Here is an 18,915-nt window from a genome sequence, read left to right as displayed (position 1 = left end):
CAAGGCTACAGAAAGAAATCCAGCACCCCGATCGTCGAAGCCAAATTCCCTTGCAGCAGAACCTCGAACTCGACATGGCCGTCTGTATCGGAAACCGTATTGCCCTCGACCCGGGTATTGACACCGTCGAACCAGGCCCGCAGTTGTCCGGCCGCCGTGAAGGCGGCATCGCCGATGAAGACGAAAGCATCGTTCGCGCCGCCATCTATGGCGTCGATGGCGCGCAGGTCGATGCGGTCATACTGCTGATACGGATGGGCGCGCGGCAGAAAATCCAAAAGCATATCGGCGGCGGCGTGAGCGTCGCCCGTCGCCATCACATCCGCCTGGCGGTAGACGAAAACATCGTTGCCGCTGCCGCCGCGGATCTGGTCCGAGCCAAGACCGCCGGACAGCCGGTCATCGTCTCCGCCACCGCTCAACGTGTCGTTGCCGCTGCCACCGTCCAACGTATCCCTGCCCAGTTCGCCCGACAAATTGTCGTCGCCGTCACGGCCATACGCGCCGTCATCGCCGTCGCCGCCGAAAACGGTGTCGTTGCCCAGACCGCCGTCGAGATAATCGTTCCCGGCCCGGCCGCCGACCATGTCGTGACCATCGCCACCGGACACCCGGTCGTCTCCATCGCCGCCTGATACGACGTCATGGCCGCCGCCGCCATCGACCGTGTCATGGCCCTCGGCCCCGGCCAGGTTATCGTTGCCGTCGCGACCGTAGAGCTGATCGTTTCCGACGCCTCCGGACAGGGCATCATCGCCTGCGCCGCCGTCCAGATCGTCGTCACCGGCCTCGCCTAGAAGCGCATCGTGACCGCCGCCCCCCGTCAGACGGTTGTCACCATTGTCGCCGCCCAGAGTATCGTTGCCGGACCCGCCGGTGACGTCTTCGAAACCGTCGATGACGTCGCCCTGGGCATGGCCGCCAAGGGACAATGGCAGGCCGGTTACCACGTTCGCCGTCAGGAGCACGCGGACGCCTGCGACACTGTCGGCATAGCTCAGGCGGTCGACCCCCGCGCCACCGTTGAGACGGTCTCCGCCCGCACCGCCCACCAGGGTGTCATTGCCGTCGCCGCCTTCAACCGTGTCGTGACCGCCCCCCGCCGAGATGACATTGCTCGCGGCCGACCCGGTCAGCCGGTCGTCATGGCCTGACCCCTGCAACACTTCGAATCCGAAAAGTTTGTCCAGACCGGCACCGGTCTCCTGTCCAGTAGTAAGCGACAGATCAACAGTAACCCCGGTCGTGGCGCCCTCATAGGACAGCCGGTCAATCCCGTCGCCGCCGGACAGCTCGTCATTGCCCGCGCCGCCATGGACGTAGTCGTCGCCAGCCCCGCCGGACAGTGTATCGTCGCCCGCACCGCCGTGAATCGTATCACTGCCGCGCATGCCGTTCAGACGGTTGGCGGCGCCATTGCCGTGGAAGACATCGCCGCCGTCACCTCCCCAGGCATGTTCGATCAGGGTCCCCGGCGCGATAGTCACCGCCATGCCATTGATGACGGCCGGCGCTATCCCGCGCAGGTCGAGCACCGCTGCCGCCGTCACCGCAGCGGCGTTCAGCGTATCGATGCCCGCCGTATCGATGATGGTGAAGCCATAGTCCATCCCGGCCAGGACACCGAACTCATTGGTATAGATATACTCGCTGTCATTCGTCGGGGCGTCGCCATAGACGGTCAGGGTGGCTGTCTTGAAAACACCATTCGTCGGCCAGAAACCGCGGTCGTCCAGGATCTCCAGCCGCCAGGTCCCTGTCGGATCCTCACCGACGAAATTGTTGCTGGTAAAGGTCCACGGCGCCCAGGCCGTTCCACCGGTTCCATAGATGCTGGGCCCAAAGCCCTTGTGATCGAAGATCAGGCTCTCCGTACCCGATGGCGAGATCAGCTTGACCTGAAGCTCATTCGACATCTTGTGGATCATGTTCATGGACAAGGTGACGATCTGGGCTGTGACACCGGCTTCGATGTCAAACTCGATCACCAGAGGCGTCGTATTGTAGGGCCCTTCCGGAATGGCCGTATCCTGGGTGAAGCTGTCCGATCGGCTGATTTCGTTGGCCGAGGTCCTTTGCCGCGTCCAGCTCTCGGCCAGTCGCACCGCCGCCAGCGCATCCACCAGGCCAAAGCCGTAATTCTGGTTGTAGTGCAGCCCGGTGCCGTTGACGTTGCTGGAATGATTGATCTTCCAGCCATAGCCCTCATGCCACGCCGGCGTCTCTCCGAAGGCCGCACCGGTGTGGCGGGCGGAAAAGGCCAGGATATCGCGGACATCGCGCCAGCCCAGTTCCGGATTGGCTTCCAGTATCAGGGCGGTCACGCCGCTGATCACGGGGGCGGCCGCCGAGGTACCGCCGAATCGCGTGGTGTAGTCGCTCGACACGGGATCCCAGTCAGGATTGTCGCCCTTGTTGTAGCCACCGTCGCCGACCATATCGGTCGTGGCGATATGCGGCCCGTAGTAGCTGCCGCTGGAGGCGGCGGCGACCAGGACATTGGCCCCTTCCGACGAATAATCGGCAACCAGTCCCCAGGAATCGACTGCCGATACCGTGATGCTGTAGCGTTGGTTCTGGAAGTTGCTGAGATTGGCGTCCAGCGGATTGATCCCGCGGTTGTTGCCGGCGGCCTGGATCAGCAAGGTGCCCAGCCCATCGCGCCCAAGGTCGACGGCGTCCTTGTAGTGGTGGCCATGAAGCTGGAACCACCCCCGCACATCGCCGCTGTCGAATGGCATCAAGCCGCCGAGGCTGAAATTGGCAATGTCGAAATCCTTGGCGTGCGACATGGCGATTTCGAAACTCTGCATCGATACCGCCGTGGTGTAGATGACCGGCAGGGACGTCACCTTGGAGTCGTAGGCGATACCCGTCATGCCGATACCGTTCTTGGCTGCGGCGATGATACCCGCCACGGCTGTGCCATGGGCGCTGTCGGTATGTTCGTAAAACAGATCCTCGACGTTGAGGCTCTCGTTGTAATTGGCTTCCAGGTCGGGGTGGTTGCGCTCGATCAGGCTGTCGAAGACTCCAACCGTGACGCCGGCCCCCGTATAGCCGGTACCGCCGCCGCCCTCCCAGACGGGGCGGACATTCATGTCGATGCCGATATCGTCGAGGCCGGTCTTGTCAATGTACCATTGCCGGTAGAGGAGTGGATCATCGCCGGGGCGCGGTCCCGCGCCGGTCGTGGTATTGGGTATTCCTGCGGCGACTGTCGCGGCGGTGGCCTTGGCCGGGCCGTCCTCATCGGTCGCACGCAGCCAGAATTTACCGGTCTTGCTCAGCACCTCAGCCTCCCGCGACGAAATTATTGATTGAGAGCGCGTCCCAAAAAGTGTGACGCATTTTTTGGATAAAGATGCGCGTTAATACAAAAACTTAGAGCGCCGAACCGATTCTACCGGATCGAAACGCGCTCTAAGTCGAAAAAACGTTACGCCTGCCCTGGATATTGTCGTTATTGCGGCGCAATTTCTACCTGCGGGACGTAAAAGTCTACCCCAAAATCACGGGGGTGCTTCAGGAAAGCGCGGTAGCCAGACGCAGGAAACCGTCCGGTCCCACCTGTTCGGCGCGCAGGGTGGCATCGATTGCCGCCTTGTCCAGCAAGACCTCACCGCCCAGTGATTTGAGGGACGATCGCAACATTTTGCGGCGCTGACCAAACGCCGCCGCGGTCACTTTTTCGAGATTTTTGATGACGGCGGGGGCGGGGCGGTCGGCCTTGGGTATCAGGCGGACCACCGCGCTGTCGACTCGGGGCGGGGGCGTGAAGGCGCGCGCCGGCAGGTCCATGATCTTGCTGGCATCGCACAGGATCTGCGAAATGACGCTCAACCGCCCGTAATCGTCGTCGCCGACCGGGGCTACGACCCGCAAGGCCACCTCCAGCTGGAACATCAGGGTCAGGGACTTCGGCCGCCACGGTCCGGTCAGCCACTTGATCAGCAAGGGCGTGCCGACATTATAGGGCAAATTGGAGACGATATGCGCCTGCGGCGAAAGCTTGCGATCGGCCAGCAACTGCGCTTCGTCAACCTTCAACGCATCGCCCTCAATGACCTCGAAACGGTCGCCAAAGACCTCGTTCAGCTCACCCAACAGTTCCAAAAAACGAGAATCTTTTTCCACGGCAATGACGTGCGCAGCTTCGGACTCGAGCAGGGCGCGCGTCAGACCGCCGGGGCCGGGGCCGACCTCGATCACCGTATCGCCATCGAACGGTCCGCCCAGCCGCACGATCTTACGGGTGATGTTGAGGTCGAGCAGAAAGTGCTGGCCGAACGCCTTCTTGGCCATCAGACCATGCTGTTCCAGGCTTTCGCGTAAGGTCGGCAACTCAGTCATAAGGCACGGTTCCGGCTGCTATGATTGCGGCTGCCACGATTGCGGCTTATGGTGTCGGCGGCGTGGATGGCCGCGATTAGGCTGTCGGGGCGTGCCTGACCGGTACCGGCGATGGCGAATCCCGTGCCGTGATCCGGCGAGGTCCGCACGATCGGCAGACCGAGCGTGATGTTGACGCCGCTCCAGAAATCCAGCGTTTTCAACGGTATCAAGCCTTGATCGTGATACATGCACAGGACTGTGTCGTAGCCCGCACGGGCCTCGTCGTGAAACAGGGTGTCGGCCGGCAGGGGGCCTCGGACATCGATCCCCTCGGCGCGTAACCGTTCGGCAGCCGGGATCAAGATCTCAATCTCCTCGCGGCCGATCGTGCCGTCTTCGCCGGCGTGGGGTTGAGGCCGGCCATGGCGATGCGTGGCGCCACGAGCGCAAAGTCTCGTTTCAAGGCAGCATAGGTAATTCGCGCGACCTCCGTCACACTGTCCACCGACAGCGCCTGTGGTACGTCCTTCAGTGGCAGGTGGATGGTGGCCAGAACAACCCTCAGATCCCGGGCCGTCAGCATCATGACCGGCATCTGCGCGGGTCCGTCGCCCTCGCGGCAAAGCTCTGCCAGATACTCGGTATGGCCAGGAAACTTGAACCCGGCGCTGTACAGGACGGACTTGGCAATCGGGGCGGTCACCAGACCACGTGCCTTGCCCGCCCGGCATAACTCGACTCCCGTCCGGATCCAGCCGATGATGTGACGCGCGTGAGCGGCATCGGGCTTGCCCGGTATGGCATGGATATCCAGCGGTTGATCCAGCACCGGAATAGCTTCTTCGAATATATCCGACGCGAGATCGACGTCCTCGATTACCGCGACAGGTGCATCGAGGTCGCGCAAGCTTCGGGCATCGCCAATGACGCAGAAGGCGAGACCGGCCTGATCCTTCAACGCGCGCCAGGCTTTGACGGTCAGTTCCGGGCCAATGCCGGACGGATCGCCGAGTGAAAGCACAAGTGGTGGCGAAGCAGGTGTCATGGGCTGTCAAATACGCGCTTCCGTCTGCGATTGCAGCAAGAAAACGCGCACGAATTAATACGTCTCGCCGCCAGAGCGGGGCGGACAGGTCAATAGCCGGGCGACCGCTCGCGGTGCTGCGTGCCTTCGCCGGCGGTGATGAAGAGGGCGCGTCCCGGCTCCGGCACGTCCGCCGTATGCCAGACGCCTTTCGGCACGACAATAAATTGTCCCGTCTGTACCGTCTCGGTCCGGCAGGTGCTGGCGGTTTCCAGGATCAGATCGAGCCGGCCAGACAGAACGAGTATCAATTCATCGCCATTGGGATGCATTTCCCATGATGTCCAGTCGGCTGCGTTCTCAAAAACGCTCACCAACCGTCCCGGCGGAAGCTCTGAAATGCCCGTGGACCAGAAATCATCGTCGACTGGAACCGCCAATATGCCGCCGTCATCCAGGAGATGGGAGAAGACGCTTCCAAGCGTGTGCGCCTTCGCTTTGAACCTGTCCATAACTGCCTTCCAAGTCATTGATCCGTTGTTATCAGCATGCCCTGAAGGCGATGAGAAAACAGCACAAAAAAAAAGCGCGCCCGTCCAGGCGCGCTCTCATTGAGTCCAGTCAACTAAGGCCTAGTGGTTCTCGATGGTCGCCGAGCCACGCAGTTCGCGCAGGTAGCGCTTGCCCAGCATGGCCAGACGCGTATTGACCAACTGGCTTTCCACCTGTTCGCGCGTCAGGGCGTTTTCACCCGCCAGGCGGCGGTCGCAGACATAGACGACGTTCATGAACTGGCTGTTGCGCACCGGCTGCGACACCTGCTTGCCCTTAAGCGGCTTCAAGGTCGCGACATAGTCCGGCAACAGCGTGGACAACTGGGCCTCACCCAGGTCGACGACCTGGATATTCCCCGGCACCTTGGCTTCATCCAGGGCATCGCAGCTCGACACCTTGGAACGGAAGCTGAGCAGGGCGCTCTGGGCGTTGGCCACTTCCGACTCCGAAGCGTTTGGCGCCAGAGGAATGGCGGCCTGCTTCAGATGCATGACCATGTCGCCGTCACCTGTCGTCTTCTGGCGCAAAAGGTAGATATAGACGCCGTCCTCTGTGGTGATCGGCGGCGTCATTTCACCCGGCTGAGCGGCGGCCAGGGCGACTTCGATCGCCGGATCGAGATTGTCAGCGACAAGCCAGCCAGCGTCACCGCCTTGGGCCGCCGAAGGCGCGTTTGAAAATTGACGGGCCACGGCCTGGAATGGCGCGGCGCGGGCCTGGAGCTGGTTATAAAGCTGTTGCGCGCCCTTCTGGGCGTTTTCGATGCCGCCGGCCTGAGCCGGGTCGAGGAAGATTTCGGCGACCAGATATTGCTGCTTCTGACCGTCTGCGACGATGCGGTCCATAGTCCCGTCGACCTGGGCCGACCCGACCTTGGCATTGGACTGATAGCGCCCGCCGACCAACCGACTCCAGCCGGTTTCGGCGCGGATTTGGGACTTCAGCGTCGCCGGTTCGATGCCGACCTTCTTCAGTTCGGTGAGAAGTTGTTCGCCGGTCAGGCCAGACTGGGACGCCATGCGCTCCAGCTCTTCATTGATGTCGGCATCATCGACCTTGACCTTCCAGTGATCCAGTTCCTGCATCTGCAGACGCTCATCGACCAGTCCATTGATCGCCTGCTGCTGGAAGGCGGCGTAGTTTTCCTGGGTGACCTGGACCCCCGACGTGACGATCAGCAGCAGCATGCGCTGCTTCAGGTCGTAGGAGGTGATCATATCGTCATTGACCGAGATCAACATGCCTTCGGACAACTGCGGCAAATTCGGCGCCGGCGCGTTCTGGTCATAGCCAGGAGCGGAGGCGGCAGCAGCCACGCCGGTGTCCGGAGTCGGGACCTGGGCGACGGCAGCGCCGGCGACGGCCAGGGTGGCGACCGTGGTCAAAAGGGCGGAACGAAGGAGGTGCATGTACATTCTTTTTGGGTGTTCGCGGAGGACGTTAGCGGACATCGTTAAACTCCGCACCAGAGGATCCGAATGTGGATAAATTAAGGCGGAACAGTATCGCCGACGACGGCTTGCCGCGCAACTGATAGGCTCGGGTGTCGTTACGCTGATAAATCAGTTCGTACCAGATACAATCGTTGCGGTAGATCACGCTGACCGTCGACCGGCGCCATTCTTCGCGCACCAGGTCGCGGTCCAGACGTGCCGACACACCCCAGTTGGGTGTAATGAAGTGCCGTGCATACAACTGCATATTGCGGTAGTTGTCGCCGAAACGCTGCAGTTTTCCGTTCTCAACCTTGGTCGGATCGAGCAGCAGGTCGTTGAAAACATAGCGCAAGGTGGCGCGGGTATTTGGCCGGACCACGCTCAGGCCCACTTCGCCCTGGCTCAGCTTGGTCTCTTCGCTGTCGATACGCAGGCGGCTGTAGCCGTACAACCCATTGGAGGTATCGAAGCTGGTATTGACGATCCAGTCGGAGTTCTTATTTCCCAGGCCGTACAGGTCATAGGTGTAATTAACGCCCTGAACCGTGCGCGTTTTAAGGAACTGTGTCTCTGCTTTATCACGCAGGGTGCGACCGATCAGACCCTCGACCTTCAGGCCGGAGTCGAAGACGAGGCGCGTCTTGAAGCCGAGATTCAGGCGCGCACCAGACTCGTAGACATCAAAACCCGGCGACTTGTTGATGGCGAACAGATTGGTGGCGTCGAACTCGAAGGCCTGACTGTCTTCCCGTGGCAAGAGGGGATCATTCTCGAAGTCTGGCGATATCGCCAGTTGCGCCAAGGGTTCGACGATGGCGGTGACCTTGTCGTACCGCTTGATCAGCGGATAGCTGACATTGAAACCGGCCGTTGCCAGGCCGCGCGAGAAATCGCCTTCCAGGCCCGACGAGTCGAGGTTGCTCAGCTTGTAGCTGTCGTGACGGGCTTCAAGGAAGGGGCCCCACTTGATGCCGCTCCGGGTCGTCATGTCGCCATGATAGCTAGCGCCGACACTGACCCGCGCGGTATCGAAGCCCGATGTGCCATCCGCCGCTGCCGGAGCGACCGTGTCGCCGGGATAATCCTTGTGCTTCAGCCCGATGGCGTTCAGCGATAAGGTCAGTTGACCGCCCAGCAGCCGGTGACGCGGCGACCACGAGGCTTCGAGCATCGGCGCGATCGTCGGATAAATTTCCGAATTCACAGCGAACGGCTGGTCAACGAGGGAATCGCCCGAGAACTGCAGATTCTGGAAGCTGACCATGTTCAGCGACAGATAGGCGTTCGACGTCTGGCGCGTCACATTGACCTGGTTGATCAATTGACGGGAATCGACCGTGAGTTCGCCATAACGATCGTTTCGGTTGAACGCATCGTCGATGTCGTAGCGCTCGAAAAAGTTCGCATAGGAACGGCCACGTCCGATCGTATTGCCTTGCGCATCAATGACAATGTTCTCATCGACGTCATCCTTGACGTGCTCGGCGGTGAAGCTCCAGCGCCAGTCTTCGTTGATCTTGAAGCGGCCGTCGGCCAGGACGTATTCGCGGATGTCCTCTGACCCGATCCGGTTGGCTTCGTTGTCGAAATAGCTTTCGTTGGTGAAGCCGAACCGGGCGTGCAGCACGCCGGAATAGAAGTTACGCTGATAGTCTAGATTGAGCAGCGGCGCGACACTGGCATTAAGTTGTGGGCTGATGATCAGGTGCTGATAGGGCGATATCGACCACAGGTAGGGTTGTTCATAGGAAAAGCCGCGTTTGCGGTTGGCACCGATCTTGGGCGGTAACAGGCCCGAGGCCCGTTCCAGTTCCGGGTCCGGCGTCCACATGTAGGGCGTATAAAAGACCGGCACGCCCTGAAGTTTGAACATGGCGTTCTTGTAGTAGACCATCTTCTTGTCGCGGCGCTGGGTGATCTCGCTGGCCTGAATCGACCAGGATGGCTCCTGAGTCTCGCCTTTTTCGACGCAGAGCTGGCACGGCGTATAGATAACGTCAGTTAGCCGGTTTGTGTCAGGATCTATCGACTCGACTTTACGTGCAAAGACCTTTTGCTCGTCCTTGCCCAACGAAGCGAAGTTTTCCGATATCCCGGACTGCATCTCATCATCGTACGAGATGTAGTCGGCGAACTGGATACTGCCGTCGGCATTGATGGTCTGGGTGTTGCCACTGGCGATGGTGACACCGCTGTTGGGATTGTAGCTCACCGTGTCGGCGCGGATGATCTTGCCCTTGTGGCGCATCTCGACGCGGCCATAGGCAATGATCAGTTCGTCCTCAGTCTGGGCGATCTGGTCGGCTTCGATATACGCCGCCCCCTCGATCAGGCCGTCCGGGCCGACCGTGTCCTTGCCGAGTGTCGCCGTCGGGCGGGGGGCAGGTTGTGTATCTGCCGGGACGGCCGCTGCGTCAGCCGCCTGGGTTTCGGCGAGTTTGGCCCCGGCGAGTTGAGCCATCGCCATTTCAAACGACAACTGGGTCAGGGTCGTCGTGCCGGCCGCAGCCGTCGCGTCGGAAGCGGCGCGCGCCTGGGATGCGCCGCCGCCTATGGCCATGAGGGACATCAGTCCCACACCCAGCTTGATAGAATTACGCTTCATCATGGCCCGCAATAGAATCCCGACTCTTGTGTAACACAAAATGGCGGTGGAAAACGACAAACTCAGTCCGTTTCAGGCGCAACTCAGCCGTCCTCGGTATATACCAGCAGTGTCATCGCCCCCAGCATGGCCAGCACGGCCGGCGACCAACCTGCAAGAGCGGCAGGAATGACGTCGGCCTTGCCCATCGAGGCGAACAACTGATTAACGAAGAAAATGACAAAACCAAGGCTGACGCCTGACGTTACCAGGATGGTCAACCCGCCCAGACGCATCAGCCGCAGCGAAAACACCGCCCCCAACGCCGTCATGGCAGCGAACATCAGCGGTGTCGACAACAATTGATGCAGTTTGAGTTCGTAGCTGGTGGTCGAGAAGCCCGAAATCTGGTTCTGCCGGATCAGCCCCGGCAGGCGCCAGAACGGCACCGACTGCGTCGAGGCATAACGCTTGAACGCCTTTTGCGGATCCAGGTTCGAGGACAGGGTCAGAACATTGTAGAACTGCGCCGGCTTGTCCAGGGTGTATTCCCGTGCGTCCTTCAACTGCCAGCTGCCCGGACGCAGGATGGCTTCACGGGCGTCGACCCGTTCGATGAAGGACGGCGCGCCGCGGCGGTCAGTGGTGAAAATCCAGAAGGTGACACCGCGCAAATGGCCGATCTGGGCCGAGGCTTGGCCGTCGGCGCGGATGACAACCTGACGGTCGCTGTCGCCCTGGCGCAGATAGATGGCCTCGGCAGGATCGGTCGGCGCGAAGGCCTCGGCGGCCACGACCTTGCGTTCGTATACGTCCTGTAGATGCGAGGCGACAGGGTTGAGCACCCCGATGGTCAGGATTCCAAACGCGAAGGCTGAGACGGTTGCCGGCAGCACGAAGCGCCAGGCCGAAACGCCGGCTGCGCGCATGGCGATCAATTCGCTGCGCCGGTTCAGATTGACGAAGGCGAACAGCGAACCGAACAGGAAGGCAAACGGCAGCAGGATCAGGATGGCGCTCGGTGAGCGCTGGAACAGCATGACCAGAACTTCCAGCCCGCCCAGGTCGGCGCGTGCCGCGACCGAACGTGAGATTTCGACATAGTTGATCAGCAGGATCAGCGCCGACACGACCATCAGGGCCGAGGCGAACATGGCAACGCAGGTCTGGAGGATATAGGTTTCCAGCCGGCTGCCGCGCCACGGGTTGAGATAGGTCAGATATGACAGGATGGCGGCCCGGTTCATGTCCGGTTCCTCCGTGGTGCGCCGAAATCGGCACTGGACGTCCGCAGTCCGGCATTGAGCGGAGCCATGCCGCCGAGAACCGTCACGCCAGTACGGTCGCGCTTGTTCAGCAGGCGCACACACATAATGATGGGGATGAGCGGCACCAGGTACTGAAGGATATTGAGGATAGCCGCTTCGGCGCCGATAGTTTGCATCACCACCCCCAGCAGGCGGGCGGTGACCGCAACGCCGGCGGCGATTGCGATACGCTGAGTATAGCCGCCGCGGCTGAAACCGCCCCCAAGGACGGCCATGATGGCCAGCAGCACGAAGCTGAGATTGTACAGCGGTGACGCAAGACGGGCGTGGCCTTCGGCCATCAGCTTGCCGACATTCTTGCGCTCATAATTGCCGCCATCGCCTGGCAAGGCCAGGTTGGGGAAGAACAGCTCGTGCAGGTAGCGCTCCGACTCCTTGAAATTCAGGGAATCGTCGCTGGCAAAATAGTCCGAGATCGGGATGCTGGTCTCATCGAAGGTAATGTGATCCAACTCCCCGCCCGACACCCACTGCGTCGATCCGTTGCGCAGGATCAGCAGCGATTCGGTGCCGACCTGGGTGATCTTGCCCTCGCGAGCGACATAGGTGCGGTCAGCGCCCCCCTCGGTGGCCGGGATGCGAATATAGATCTGCCGCAGCAGGCTATTCTGGTCGATACGTTGAACATAGATGGTCAGGCCCGACGGCGAGGTCGAGAACTCGCCCTCCTTGACCAGGGTCGAGACCAGATCATTCTTGACCTTGAACAGCTCTTCGCGCATCGACCGCGCAGACCACGGCTGAAGGAACAGGTTGGAGGCCAGACTGAACAGAAGGAAGTAGACGCCGATGCGGATAATAGGCGACGAAACCTGGCGCAGCGACATGCCACTTGCGAACGCTGCGGTGAATTCATGCTCGCCCTGCAACCGGGTGAGGGCGACCAGGGTCCCGACGAACAGGGCGATCGGGAAGATCAACCCGGACAGGAGGGGCATGGACAGCAGTGTGACCCGAATAAAGGTCCAGGCGCTCTGGCCGCGCTCGACGACCAGTTCAAACTGGGTGAGCGACTGGCTGATCAGTGCAATGGCCGTCAGCGCGGCGACCGCGCCGGCGACGGGCACGATCATCTGACGGAATATATAGCGATCCAGCGTCCGCATACAGGTCTGAAGTCTTCTCTCACAGTCGGATGTCTCTTTTGACCGTTTGAGAGGTTAATTACAAGTCTCCGTTGGCAGCGCACAAAATTTTCGCGAAAAGACTTATCTCTTTACATCGAAAGGGATATGACGCGGGAAAAGCATAGATCGGAGTCGAATATGACCATGCAATTCAGCGCTGCCCCGGTAGCCGGCTCGGCCCGCGCCTACATCCTGGGTGAGGATGGCGCCGCCAGCCCGGCCTTTGCGGCCATCGACGGCGAAGCGATTCGCAAGTCTCTGGCCGCCCTCGGCTACAAGGCGGCCAAGGGCAAGGTCCAGGTTCTGGCAACGGTTGACGGGCCGGTCGTCGTCGTGGGTGCCGGCGATCTCGGCAAGTTCGACTCAGGTGCCATGGAACACGCCGCTGCCAGCCTGTACCACGGCGCCAAGTCGGCCGGGTTCGAAGCCCTAAGCCTCGATGTCCGTGGCTACGACCCGGCTCTTGCCGCGCAGGCCCTGTTCGCCCTGAACCTGGCTGCCTATCGCTTCGACAAGTACTTTGGCCCGGCCAAGCTCGAAAAAGCCCCGACCTTGAAATCCGTTACCGTCGTCGTCGACGATGTCGCCGCCGCCGAATCCGCTTTTGCCCCCTTGGCCGCCATCCGCGACGGCGTCCTGTTCGCCCGCGACCTGGTCTCCGAACCGGCCAATGTGCTCTATCCGCAATCCTACGCCGACCGCGTTAAGGCGCTCGAAGGCATCGGTCTGAAGATCGAAGTTCTTGGAATCGCCGAAATGGAGAAATTAAGCATGCACTCCCTCCTTGGCGTCGGTCAGGGATCGGAGCGCGAATCCAAGATGGTGATCATGCAATGGACCGGCGCCGCCGACAAAAAAGATGCACCGGTGGCCTTTGTCGGCAAGGGCGTGACTTTTGACACTGGCGGCATCTCGATCAAGCCGGCCGACGGCATGGAAGATATGAAGTGGGACATGGGCGGCTCGGCGACCGTGGTCGGTACCATGATCGCCCTGGCGTCGCGCAAGGCAAAAGTCAATGCGGTCGGGGTGATCGGCCTGGTCGAAAACATGCCTGACGGCAATGCCCAGCGCCCTGGCGATGTGGTCAAGGCCATGTCCGGCACCACCATCGAGGTCATCAATACCGACGCCGAAGGCCGCCTCGTTCTGGCCGACGCCCTGTGGTACTGTCAGGACCGTTTCAAGCCCCAGTTCATGATTGATCTGGCCACCCTGACCGGGGCGATGATCATCGCGCTGGGTACTGATTATGCCGGTGTTTTTAGCAACAACGATGAATTGGCTCAGCGTCTGGATGAAGCCTCCAAGACCGTATCCGAGAACTTCTGGCGCATGCCCATGCCGGCCCAGTACGAGAAGCAGATCGACTCCAAGATCGCCGATATCCGCAATATCGGCGGCCGTCCGGCGGGCTCGATAACGGCGGCCCTGTTCCTCCAACGCTTCGTCAACAATGTGCCGTGGATCCACCTCGACATCGCGCCGACGGCCTGGACCAACGAACAGCGCATCCCGACCGTGCCGGAAGGCGCCACCGGCTTTGGGGTCCGTACCCTGGATGCTCTGGTCGCCAAGTTCTATGAGGGCGCATGACGGTAAAGACGCGCTGCGCCGCCTTCATCTCGGGGCGCGGTTCCAACATGATGGCCCTGGTCGAAGCGGCAAAGGCGCCGGACTTTCCCGCCGAATTCGTCGTGGTCGTGTCCAACGACCCGGCGGCCGGTGGGCTGGAATGGGCGGCGGGGCAGGGGATTGCCGCCGTCGCCATCGATCACCGGCCGTACGGTAAGGATCGAGAGGCCCACGAACGCGCCATTGACGCTGTGCTGGAAACGCATGGCGTAGAATTTATCTGCCTGGCCGGCTATATGCGCGTGCTGACGCCGTGGCTGGTCGAGAAATGGCAAGGCCGGATGATCAACATCCACCCCGCTTTATTGCCGGATTTCAAAGGCTTGCATACGCATCAACGTTGCCTGGAAGCCGGTCATGATCGTCATGGCGCCACGGTTCACTGGGTGTCGTCGGGGGTGGACGAGGGCGATATCATTGCTCAGGCTGAGGTTCCGGTCCTGGCGGACGATACAGCGGACACCCTGGCGGCGCGGGTTCTGGTCGAGGAACACAAGCTGTATCCCGCAGCATTGCGCGCGGTTATGTCAAACCTTACGAAATTATAACTCTCGTTCGGTTACAGTTCATGCGAAACTAAGCCCGTGACGATGCGTTTCCACATCAACCGATCTCTCTTGTCCTGCGCCGTTGCTATGGCGGCATTGGCATGCGCCTCCGTGGCGCGGGCCGAAGAGGGCATGTGGACCTTCGATAACTTCCCGCTGGAGACGGTGAACGAGGCCTACGGCCTGACTTTGGATCAGGCCTGGCTGGACCATATCCAGGCAGCGTCCGTGCGTCTAAGTTCGGGCTGTTCCGCTGGGGTGGTGTCGTCAGACGGCCTGCTGCTGACCAACCATCACTGTGTCATAGAATGTGCCCAGGAGCTGTCGTCCGCCGAAAAGGACTTTGTAGCACAAGGCTTTCTGACCGCGAAACGTGAGGAAGAACTGGTCTGCCCCGGCATGGCGGCGGCGATTTTGACTGACATCAGCGATGTGACCCGGGACGTTGTCGCCGCGACTCAGGGGCTTACCGGCGACAACTTCGTTCACGCTCAGAATGCGCGCGCGACAGGCATCGAACAGGCAGCGTGCGGCGATGATCCCAAGCGCCATTGCCAGGTCGTGCCGTTGTACCAGGGCGGTCAGTACAAGCTGTACCAGTATCGCAAATACTCCGACGTACGGCTTGTTTTCGCTCCGGAATTTTCCATGGCCTTTTTCGGCGGCGACCCGGACAACTTCAACTTTCCGCGCTACGCCCTCGATGTCGGTTTCTTGCGTCTCTACGACGATGGCAATCCTGCCGCCACCCCGGACCACCTGGAATGGACGACGCGCCAGCCGGAGGCCGGCGAGCCCATCTTCGCGGCCGGCAGTCCGGGAAAGACAGAGCGCTTTCTGACCGTGTCGCAACTGGAAACCCAGCGCGATGTCTATCTGCCGCTGCAAATGGCGATGAAGGCGGAACTGCGCGGGCGTCTGATCGGCCTTTCCGAGCGAGGACCCGAGTATAAGCGCGTCGCCACAGACTGGCTGTTCAGTGTCGAAAACGGTTTCAAATCGGGCGTCGGTCAGGCCTTGGCCCTGCGCCGCCCGCCACTGTTCGATGCCAAACGGGCTGAGGAAAAACGCTTGCGCAAGAGCTTGAAGGGCGACCTCAAGCGCGAGATTGGCGATCCTTGGGCGGACATTGCCGCCGCGCAGGCCGAGTATCGCCGGTTGTTCCTGCCGTGGTACTTCCTGGAGCAGGCGCCGCATCATTCCAGCCTGTTCTTCTATGCTCGCTACCTGGTCCGCGCCGCCGAAGAGCGCGAGAAACCGTCGGCGGAACGGTTACCGGAGTTTGCCGACTCGCGGCTGCCGTGGATGCGCGACAAGATCCTGGCGCCGTACAAGGTAGAAAAGGCGCTCGATGAACTTCTGCTGGGCTTTACCCTGTCGAAGTCGCGTGAGTATCTCGGTGTCGACGCGCCGGAGACCAGGCTACTGCTGGGCAAGGCGTCACCGGAGATATTGGCGCATTATCTGGTCGATAACAGTCAGTTGGGCGATGTCGCTGTGCGCCGCACGCTTTGGGAGGGCGGACTCGCAGCGATCGAGGCCTCGGACGATCCAATGATCCAATATGCCATGCACCTGGATGCGGAGGCCCGCGCCCGCCGTGCCGAGTGGGAAGACAAGGTCGTGGCGCCGACTCGTATTGCCCATGAAAAGATTGCCCGTGTGCGCTTTCATGTCTATGGCGGCACAATGGCGCCGGATGCGACCTTCACGCCGCGCCTGTCCTACGGCCGCGTCGAAGGTTGGCGCTACAACGGCACAGACATCCAGCCCTTCACCTACATGAAGGGTCTGTATGAGCGGGCGACAGGTCAGGCGCCGTTCCAGCTGTCCCCGCGGTTTACGGCGGCTCAGGCCGTGGCCGATGGCGGTATCGTCTATAATTTCACCACCACGAATGATATCGCCGGCGGCAGTTCGGGCTCTCCGGCCATCGACGCTGACGGCAGGCTGATTGGCACCGTTTTCGACAGCAATATCCACGGTCTGGGTGGCGCCTACAGCTATAATGCAGAACTGAACCGGACCGTCGTCGTGTCGACGGCAGCGATCAGTGAAGTCCTGGAGACGGTGTACGGGGTGACCACACTGACCGACGAACTGAGCGCATCTGCCAACTAGTAGCCCCAATTGTAGAAGCGTGCATTGCGTCGCCGATCGCTGTAACCCCAGTCGTTGCTGTTGCTGCTGGCGTAACGCTCGAAATAGCCGTTGCTGCGTTCATAGGGTTCGTACGACGACCCACGATAATAACCATGACCCCGGCCGTACCACGCCGAGCAACCGCAGCCGCGATATCGGCGCTGGCCGCCAAACCAGCGGACGCCGGCATAGTAACCTTGATTGGGTTTGGTGTGCAGCGTCCCGTCGCGATACCCGGTCTGCTCGCGTGCGCGGGGGTCCTGCTGGCGGGGACCTTCATAGCGGTAATATTCGCCGCTCAAATAGTCGTAGGCCAGGTCGGCGCCGGCATAGGGCACCCGGTCGTCGCGCCGGTCATAGTCGCCATCACCACGCTGACCGACGTCGCGTCGATATTCGCTGTAACCACGGTCATCATCTTGCGCCATGGTGACCGGGGCCGCCATAAGGAAAGCCATGGCCAGCGCGGCGGTGCGGACAGTCGGGGAATACGGCATGTGAGCCTCGGGACCAAAATGGGCGCTAACCCTCTTTATGTCCTCTGCCGCGTGCCAAGATAAAATATCGGTCTTCGCTTTTTGTACAAAGAATCAATAAGCCTGCCAGACGTGGTCGTGATGGCGATCGCGGCAATCGCGCGCGTGTTGCAACAGGCGTCCGTCTTCGAGCCGGATATAGACTACACGCCGCGACACGACGCGGGTGGTCACGGTCGATGATTCCCACGAGGTCTGGTGAAGGTCGACGCCTTCGCTGCGTTCACTGTGGTCGTTGTGATAGGTGTCGCTGCTGCGCCAGGCATAGTCGCGCGGCTGCGCCGCCGGCGCCGGTTTGGCCTTCGCCGCCTTGCGCGCCATGGCTTTCACGGGTTTGTCACAATTACAGGCGACAGCCTTGGCCGTCTTGGTCTTCTTTTTTGCCACTTTGTGGCTGTGCGTCTTACCGTAGGGGCAGTGGGCCGCAGCGGGCAGGGCGACAGCGGCGACTGTGGCCGACAGGATCATGGTTAACAACGCGGACTTCAGCCTGGTCATGTTCGAGACATCCTGAACAAAAAATGGAGAGCGACGCCCACCCGTCGAGATCATTTTCGCCGTTGGCGAAGCCGAGGCAAACAGGGTACGCCTTACAGGCGAATTTGACACGGGACGGCGCGACCTCTATGGGGCGTTTCCTTTTTACGGCAGGCACATGGCGGATTTTGAAGCGCATATCGACAAGGTCGGCTTTCAGGGCGACGGCATTACCGCCGGAGGCCTGATCATACCCATGACCTTGCCGGGCGAACGCGTCCTGGCGCGCCAGGGCAAGGAGCGGCCGGAACTGGTCGAAGTCCTCGACGCCAGCCCGCAACGCGTGACGCCGCCTTGCCCGCATTTCGCGCATTGCGGCGGTTGCACGCTCCAGCACTGGGACCTGGCGGGTTACAGCGCCTGGAAGCAGGAGGTGGTTACCGCTCAACTGCTGCGCGGGGGGCTGGAAACCGAGGTCCTGCCGGGTTTCACCACGCCGCCGCACTCGCGCCGTCGCGTCGGCCTGCATGCCCGCAAGCAAGGCAAGCAAGTTCAGATCGGGTTCAAGGCGCGCAAGTCGTGGTCGCTGGTGCCGATCGAGGTCTGTGCCATCTCCTACCCGGCCATCGTCGCGGCCCTGCCCATGTTGCTGAAGTTGGCGGCGCCCTTGTTCGAACACCCCAAGTCAGCCCCGATCCTGCATGTCACGGCGTCGCTGACCGGACTGGACATCGATATTTCCGGTGTCGAGCGGACCCGCACCGGCGGTTTGTCGGCTGACGCCCGTATGCAGATCGCCATGACGGCGGCGGAGGCGGATTTCGCCCGCGTCACCTTGGGCGACGATATTCTCTATCAGGTGCGCCAGCCAATGATCCGTTTCGGCAAGGCGACCGTGGCCCTGCCGGCGGGCTCGTTTCTTCAGGCGACACCCCAGGCCGAGGCCATCATGGCGGCTCTGGTCAAGGACGCCGTGGCTGGCGCCAAAAAGGTCGCTGACCTGTTCTGCGGTGCGGGGACCTTCACCTTTCCGCTGGCCGAGACGGCTGTCGTTTATGCCGCCGACGGCGCAGCGCCTTCGATTGCCGCGCTGAAACAGGCCCTGGCCTCGGCCCCGGGGCTGAAAACAATCAATCCGGAGGTCCGCGACCTGTTCCGTCGTCCGATGGTGGCTGAGGACATGAAGGG

General features: G+C 61.3%; 14 protein-coding genes and 1 pseudogene. 4 read left to right on the top strand and 11 right to left on the bottom strand.

The window, feature by feature from the left end; translation table 11 throughout:
- Positions 1–5: 5 nt before the first annotated feature.
- The 8 genes and pseudogenes from ABI_RS23900 to ABI_RS18470 all read right to left on the bottom strand — a co-directional run bounded on the left by ABI_RS23900 (position 6) and on the right by ABI_RS18470 (position 12,368).
- A complete protein-coding gene (locus tag ABI_RS23900) occupies positions 6–3,293 on the bottom strand; it encodes a S8 family serine peptidase (RefSeq protein WP_006274583.1) in 3,288 nt (1,095 codons plus the stop codon).
- Between the two features lie 232 nt (positions 3,294–3,525).
- Positions 3,526–4,353, bottom strand: a complete 828-nt coding sequence (gene rsmA, locus ABI_RS18500; protein WP_006274582.1) for a 16S rRNA (adenine(1518)-N(6)/adenine(1519)-N(6))-dimethyltransferase RsmA — start codon at positions 4,351–4,353, stop codon at positions 3,526–3,528.
- A pseudogene (gene pdxA, locus ABI_RS18495) lies at positions 4,350–5,380 on the bottom strand (4-hydroxythreonine-4-phosphate dehydrogenase PdxA). Before pdxA ends, rsmA begins: the two are co-directional and overlap by 4 nt.
- An 89-nt stretch (positions 5,381–5,469) precedes the next feature.
- Positions 5,470–5,871 carry a cupin domain-containing protein gene (locus tag ABI_RS18490; RefSeq protein ID WP_040309602.1) on the bottom strand — a complete coding sequence of 134 codons (402 nt, stop codon included), beginning with the start codon at positions 5,869–5,871 and terminating at the stop codon, positions 5,470–5,472.
- A gap of 120 nt (positions 5,872–5,991) precedes the next feature.
- Positions 5,992–7,323, bottom strand: coding sequence for a foldase protein PrsA (locus tag ABI_RS18485; protein WP_245531395.1), 1,332 nt, complete (start codon positions 7,321–7,323; stop codon positions 5,992–5,994).
- 31 nt (positions 7,324–7,354) lie between these two features.
- Positions 7,355–9,955 carry an LPS-assembly protein LptD gene (locus ABI_RS18480; protein WP_245531394.1) on the bottom strand — a complete coding sequence of 867 codons (2,601 nt, stop codon included), beginning with the start codon at positions 9,953–9,955 and terminating at the stop codon, positions 7,355–7,357.
- Between the two features lie 83 nt (positions 9,956–10,038).
- The gene (locus tag ABI_RS18475; RefSeq protein ID WP_006274578.1) at positions 10,039–11,181 is read right to left on the bottom strand and encodes an LptF/LptG family permease; all 1,143 of its coding nucleotides are present in this window, start codon (positions 11,179–11,181) and stop codon (positions 10,039–10,041) included.
- A complete protein-coding gene (locus ABI_RS18470; protein WP_083811560.1) occupies positions 11,178–12,368 on the bottom strand; it encodes an LptF/LptG family permease in 1,191 nt (396 codons plus the stop codon). Before ABI_RS18470 ends, ABI_RS18475 begins: the two co-directional genes overlap by 4 nt.
- Positions 12,369–12,527: 159 nt before the next feature.
- On the opposite strand from ABI_RS18470, the gene ABI_RS18465 reads away from it, so the two are divergent.
- Positions 12,528–13,985 carry a leucyl aminopeptidase gene (locus ABI_RS18465; protein WP_006274576.1) on the top strand — a complete coding sequence of 486 codons (1,458 nt, stop codon included), beginning with the start codon at positions 12,528–12,530 and terminating at the stop codon, positions 13,983–13,985.
- On the top strand, positions 13,982–14,572 hold the full coding sequence (gene purN, locus ABI_RS18460; protein WP_006274575.1) for a phosphoribosylglycinamide formyltransferase: 591 nt from the start codon (positions 13,982–13,984) through the stop codon (positions 14,570–14,572). Before ABI_RS18465 ends, purN begins: the two co-directional genes overlap by 4 nt.
- 11 nt (positions 14,573–14,583) lie before the next feature.
- Here purN and ABI_RS26500 read toward each other — a convergent pair whose 3' ends face one another.
- Entirely contained in the window at positions 14,584–14,706 is a 123-nt protein-coding gene (locus ABI_RS26500) for a hypothetical protein (protein ID WP_006274574.1), read from the bottom strand.
- Between ABI_RS26500 and ABI_RS18455 the strand changes: the two genes are divergently transcribed.
- Positions 14,705–16,693: a S46 family peptidase gene (locus tag ABI_RS18455; protein ID WP_006274573.1), complete on the top strand. Its 1,989-nt coding sequence runs from the start codon at positions 14,705–14,707 to the stop codon at positions 16,691–16,693. The genes ABI_RS26500 and ABI_RS18455 overlap by 2 nt on opposite strands.
- Here ABI_RS18455 and ABI_RS18450 read toward each other — a convergent pair.
- Positions 16,690–17,211, bottom strand: coding sequence for a hypothetical protein (locus ABI_RS18450; protein ID WP_006274572.1), 522 nt, complete (start codon positions 17,209–17,211; stop codon positions 16,690–16,692). The genes ABI_RS18455 and ABI_RS18450 overlap by 4 nt on opposite strands.
- Positions 17,212–17,304: 93 nt before the next feature.
- Entirely contained in the window at positions 17,305–17,748 is a 444-nt protein-coding gene (locus tag ABI_RS18445; RefSeq protein ID WP_006274571.1) for a hypothetical protein, read from the bottom strand.
- Between the two features lie 157 nt (positions 17,749–17,905).
- Between ABI_RS18445 and ABI_RS18440 the strand changes: the two genes are divergently transcribed.
- Positions 17,906–18,915: class I SAM-dependent RNA methyltransferase (locus ABI_RS18440; RefSeq protein ID WP_050808356.1), on the top strand; the 1,010-nt coding region annotated here is incomplete at its 3' end.

It is taken from the genome of Asticcacaulis biprosthecium C19 (assembly GCF_000204015.1).
GTDB lineage: Bacteria > Pseudomonadota > Alphaproteobacteria > Caulobacterales > Caulobacteraceae > Asticcacaulis > Asticcacaulis biprosthecius.
Note: the sequence above shows the minus strand (reverse complement) of the source record. Positions and strands in the feature narration are given on the sequence as shown.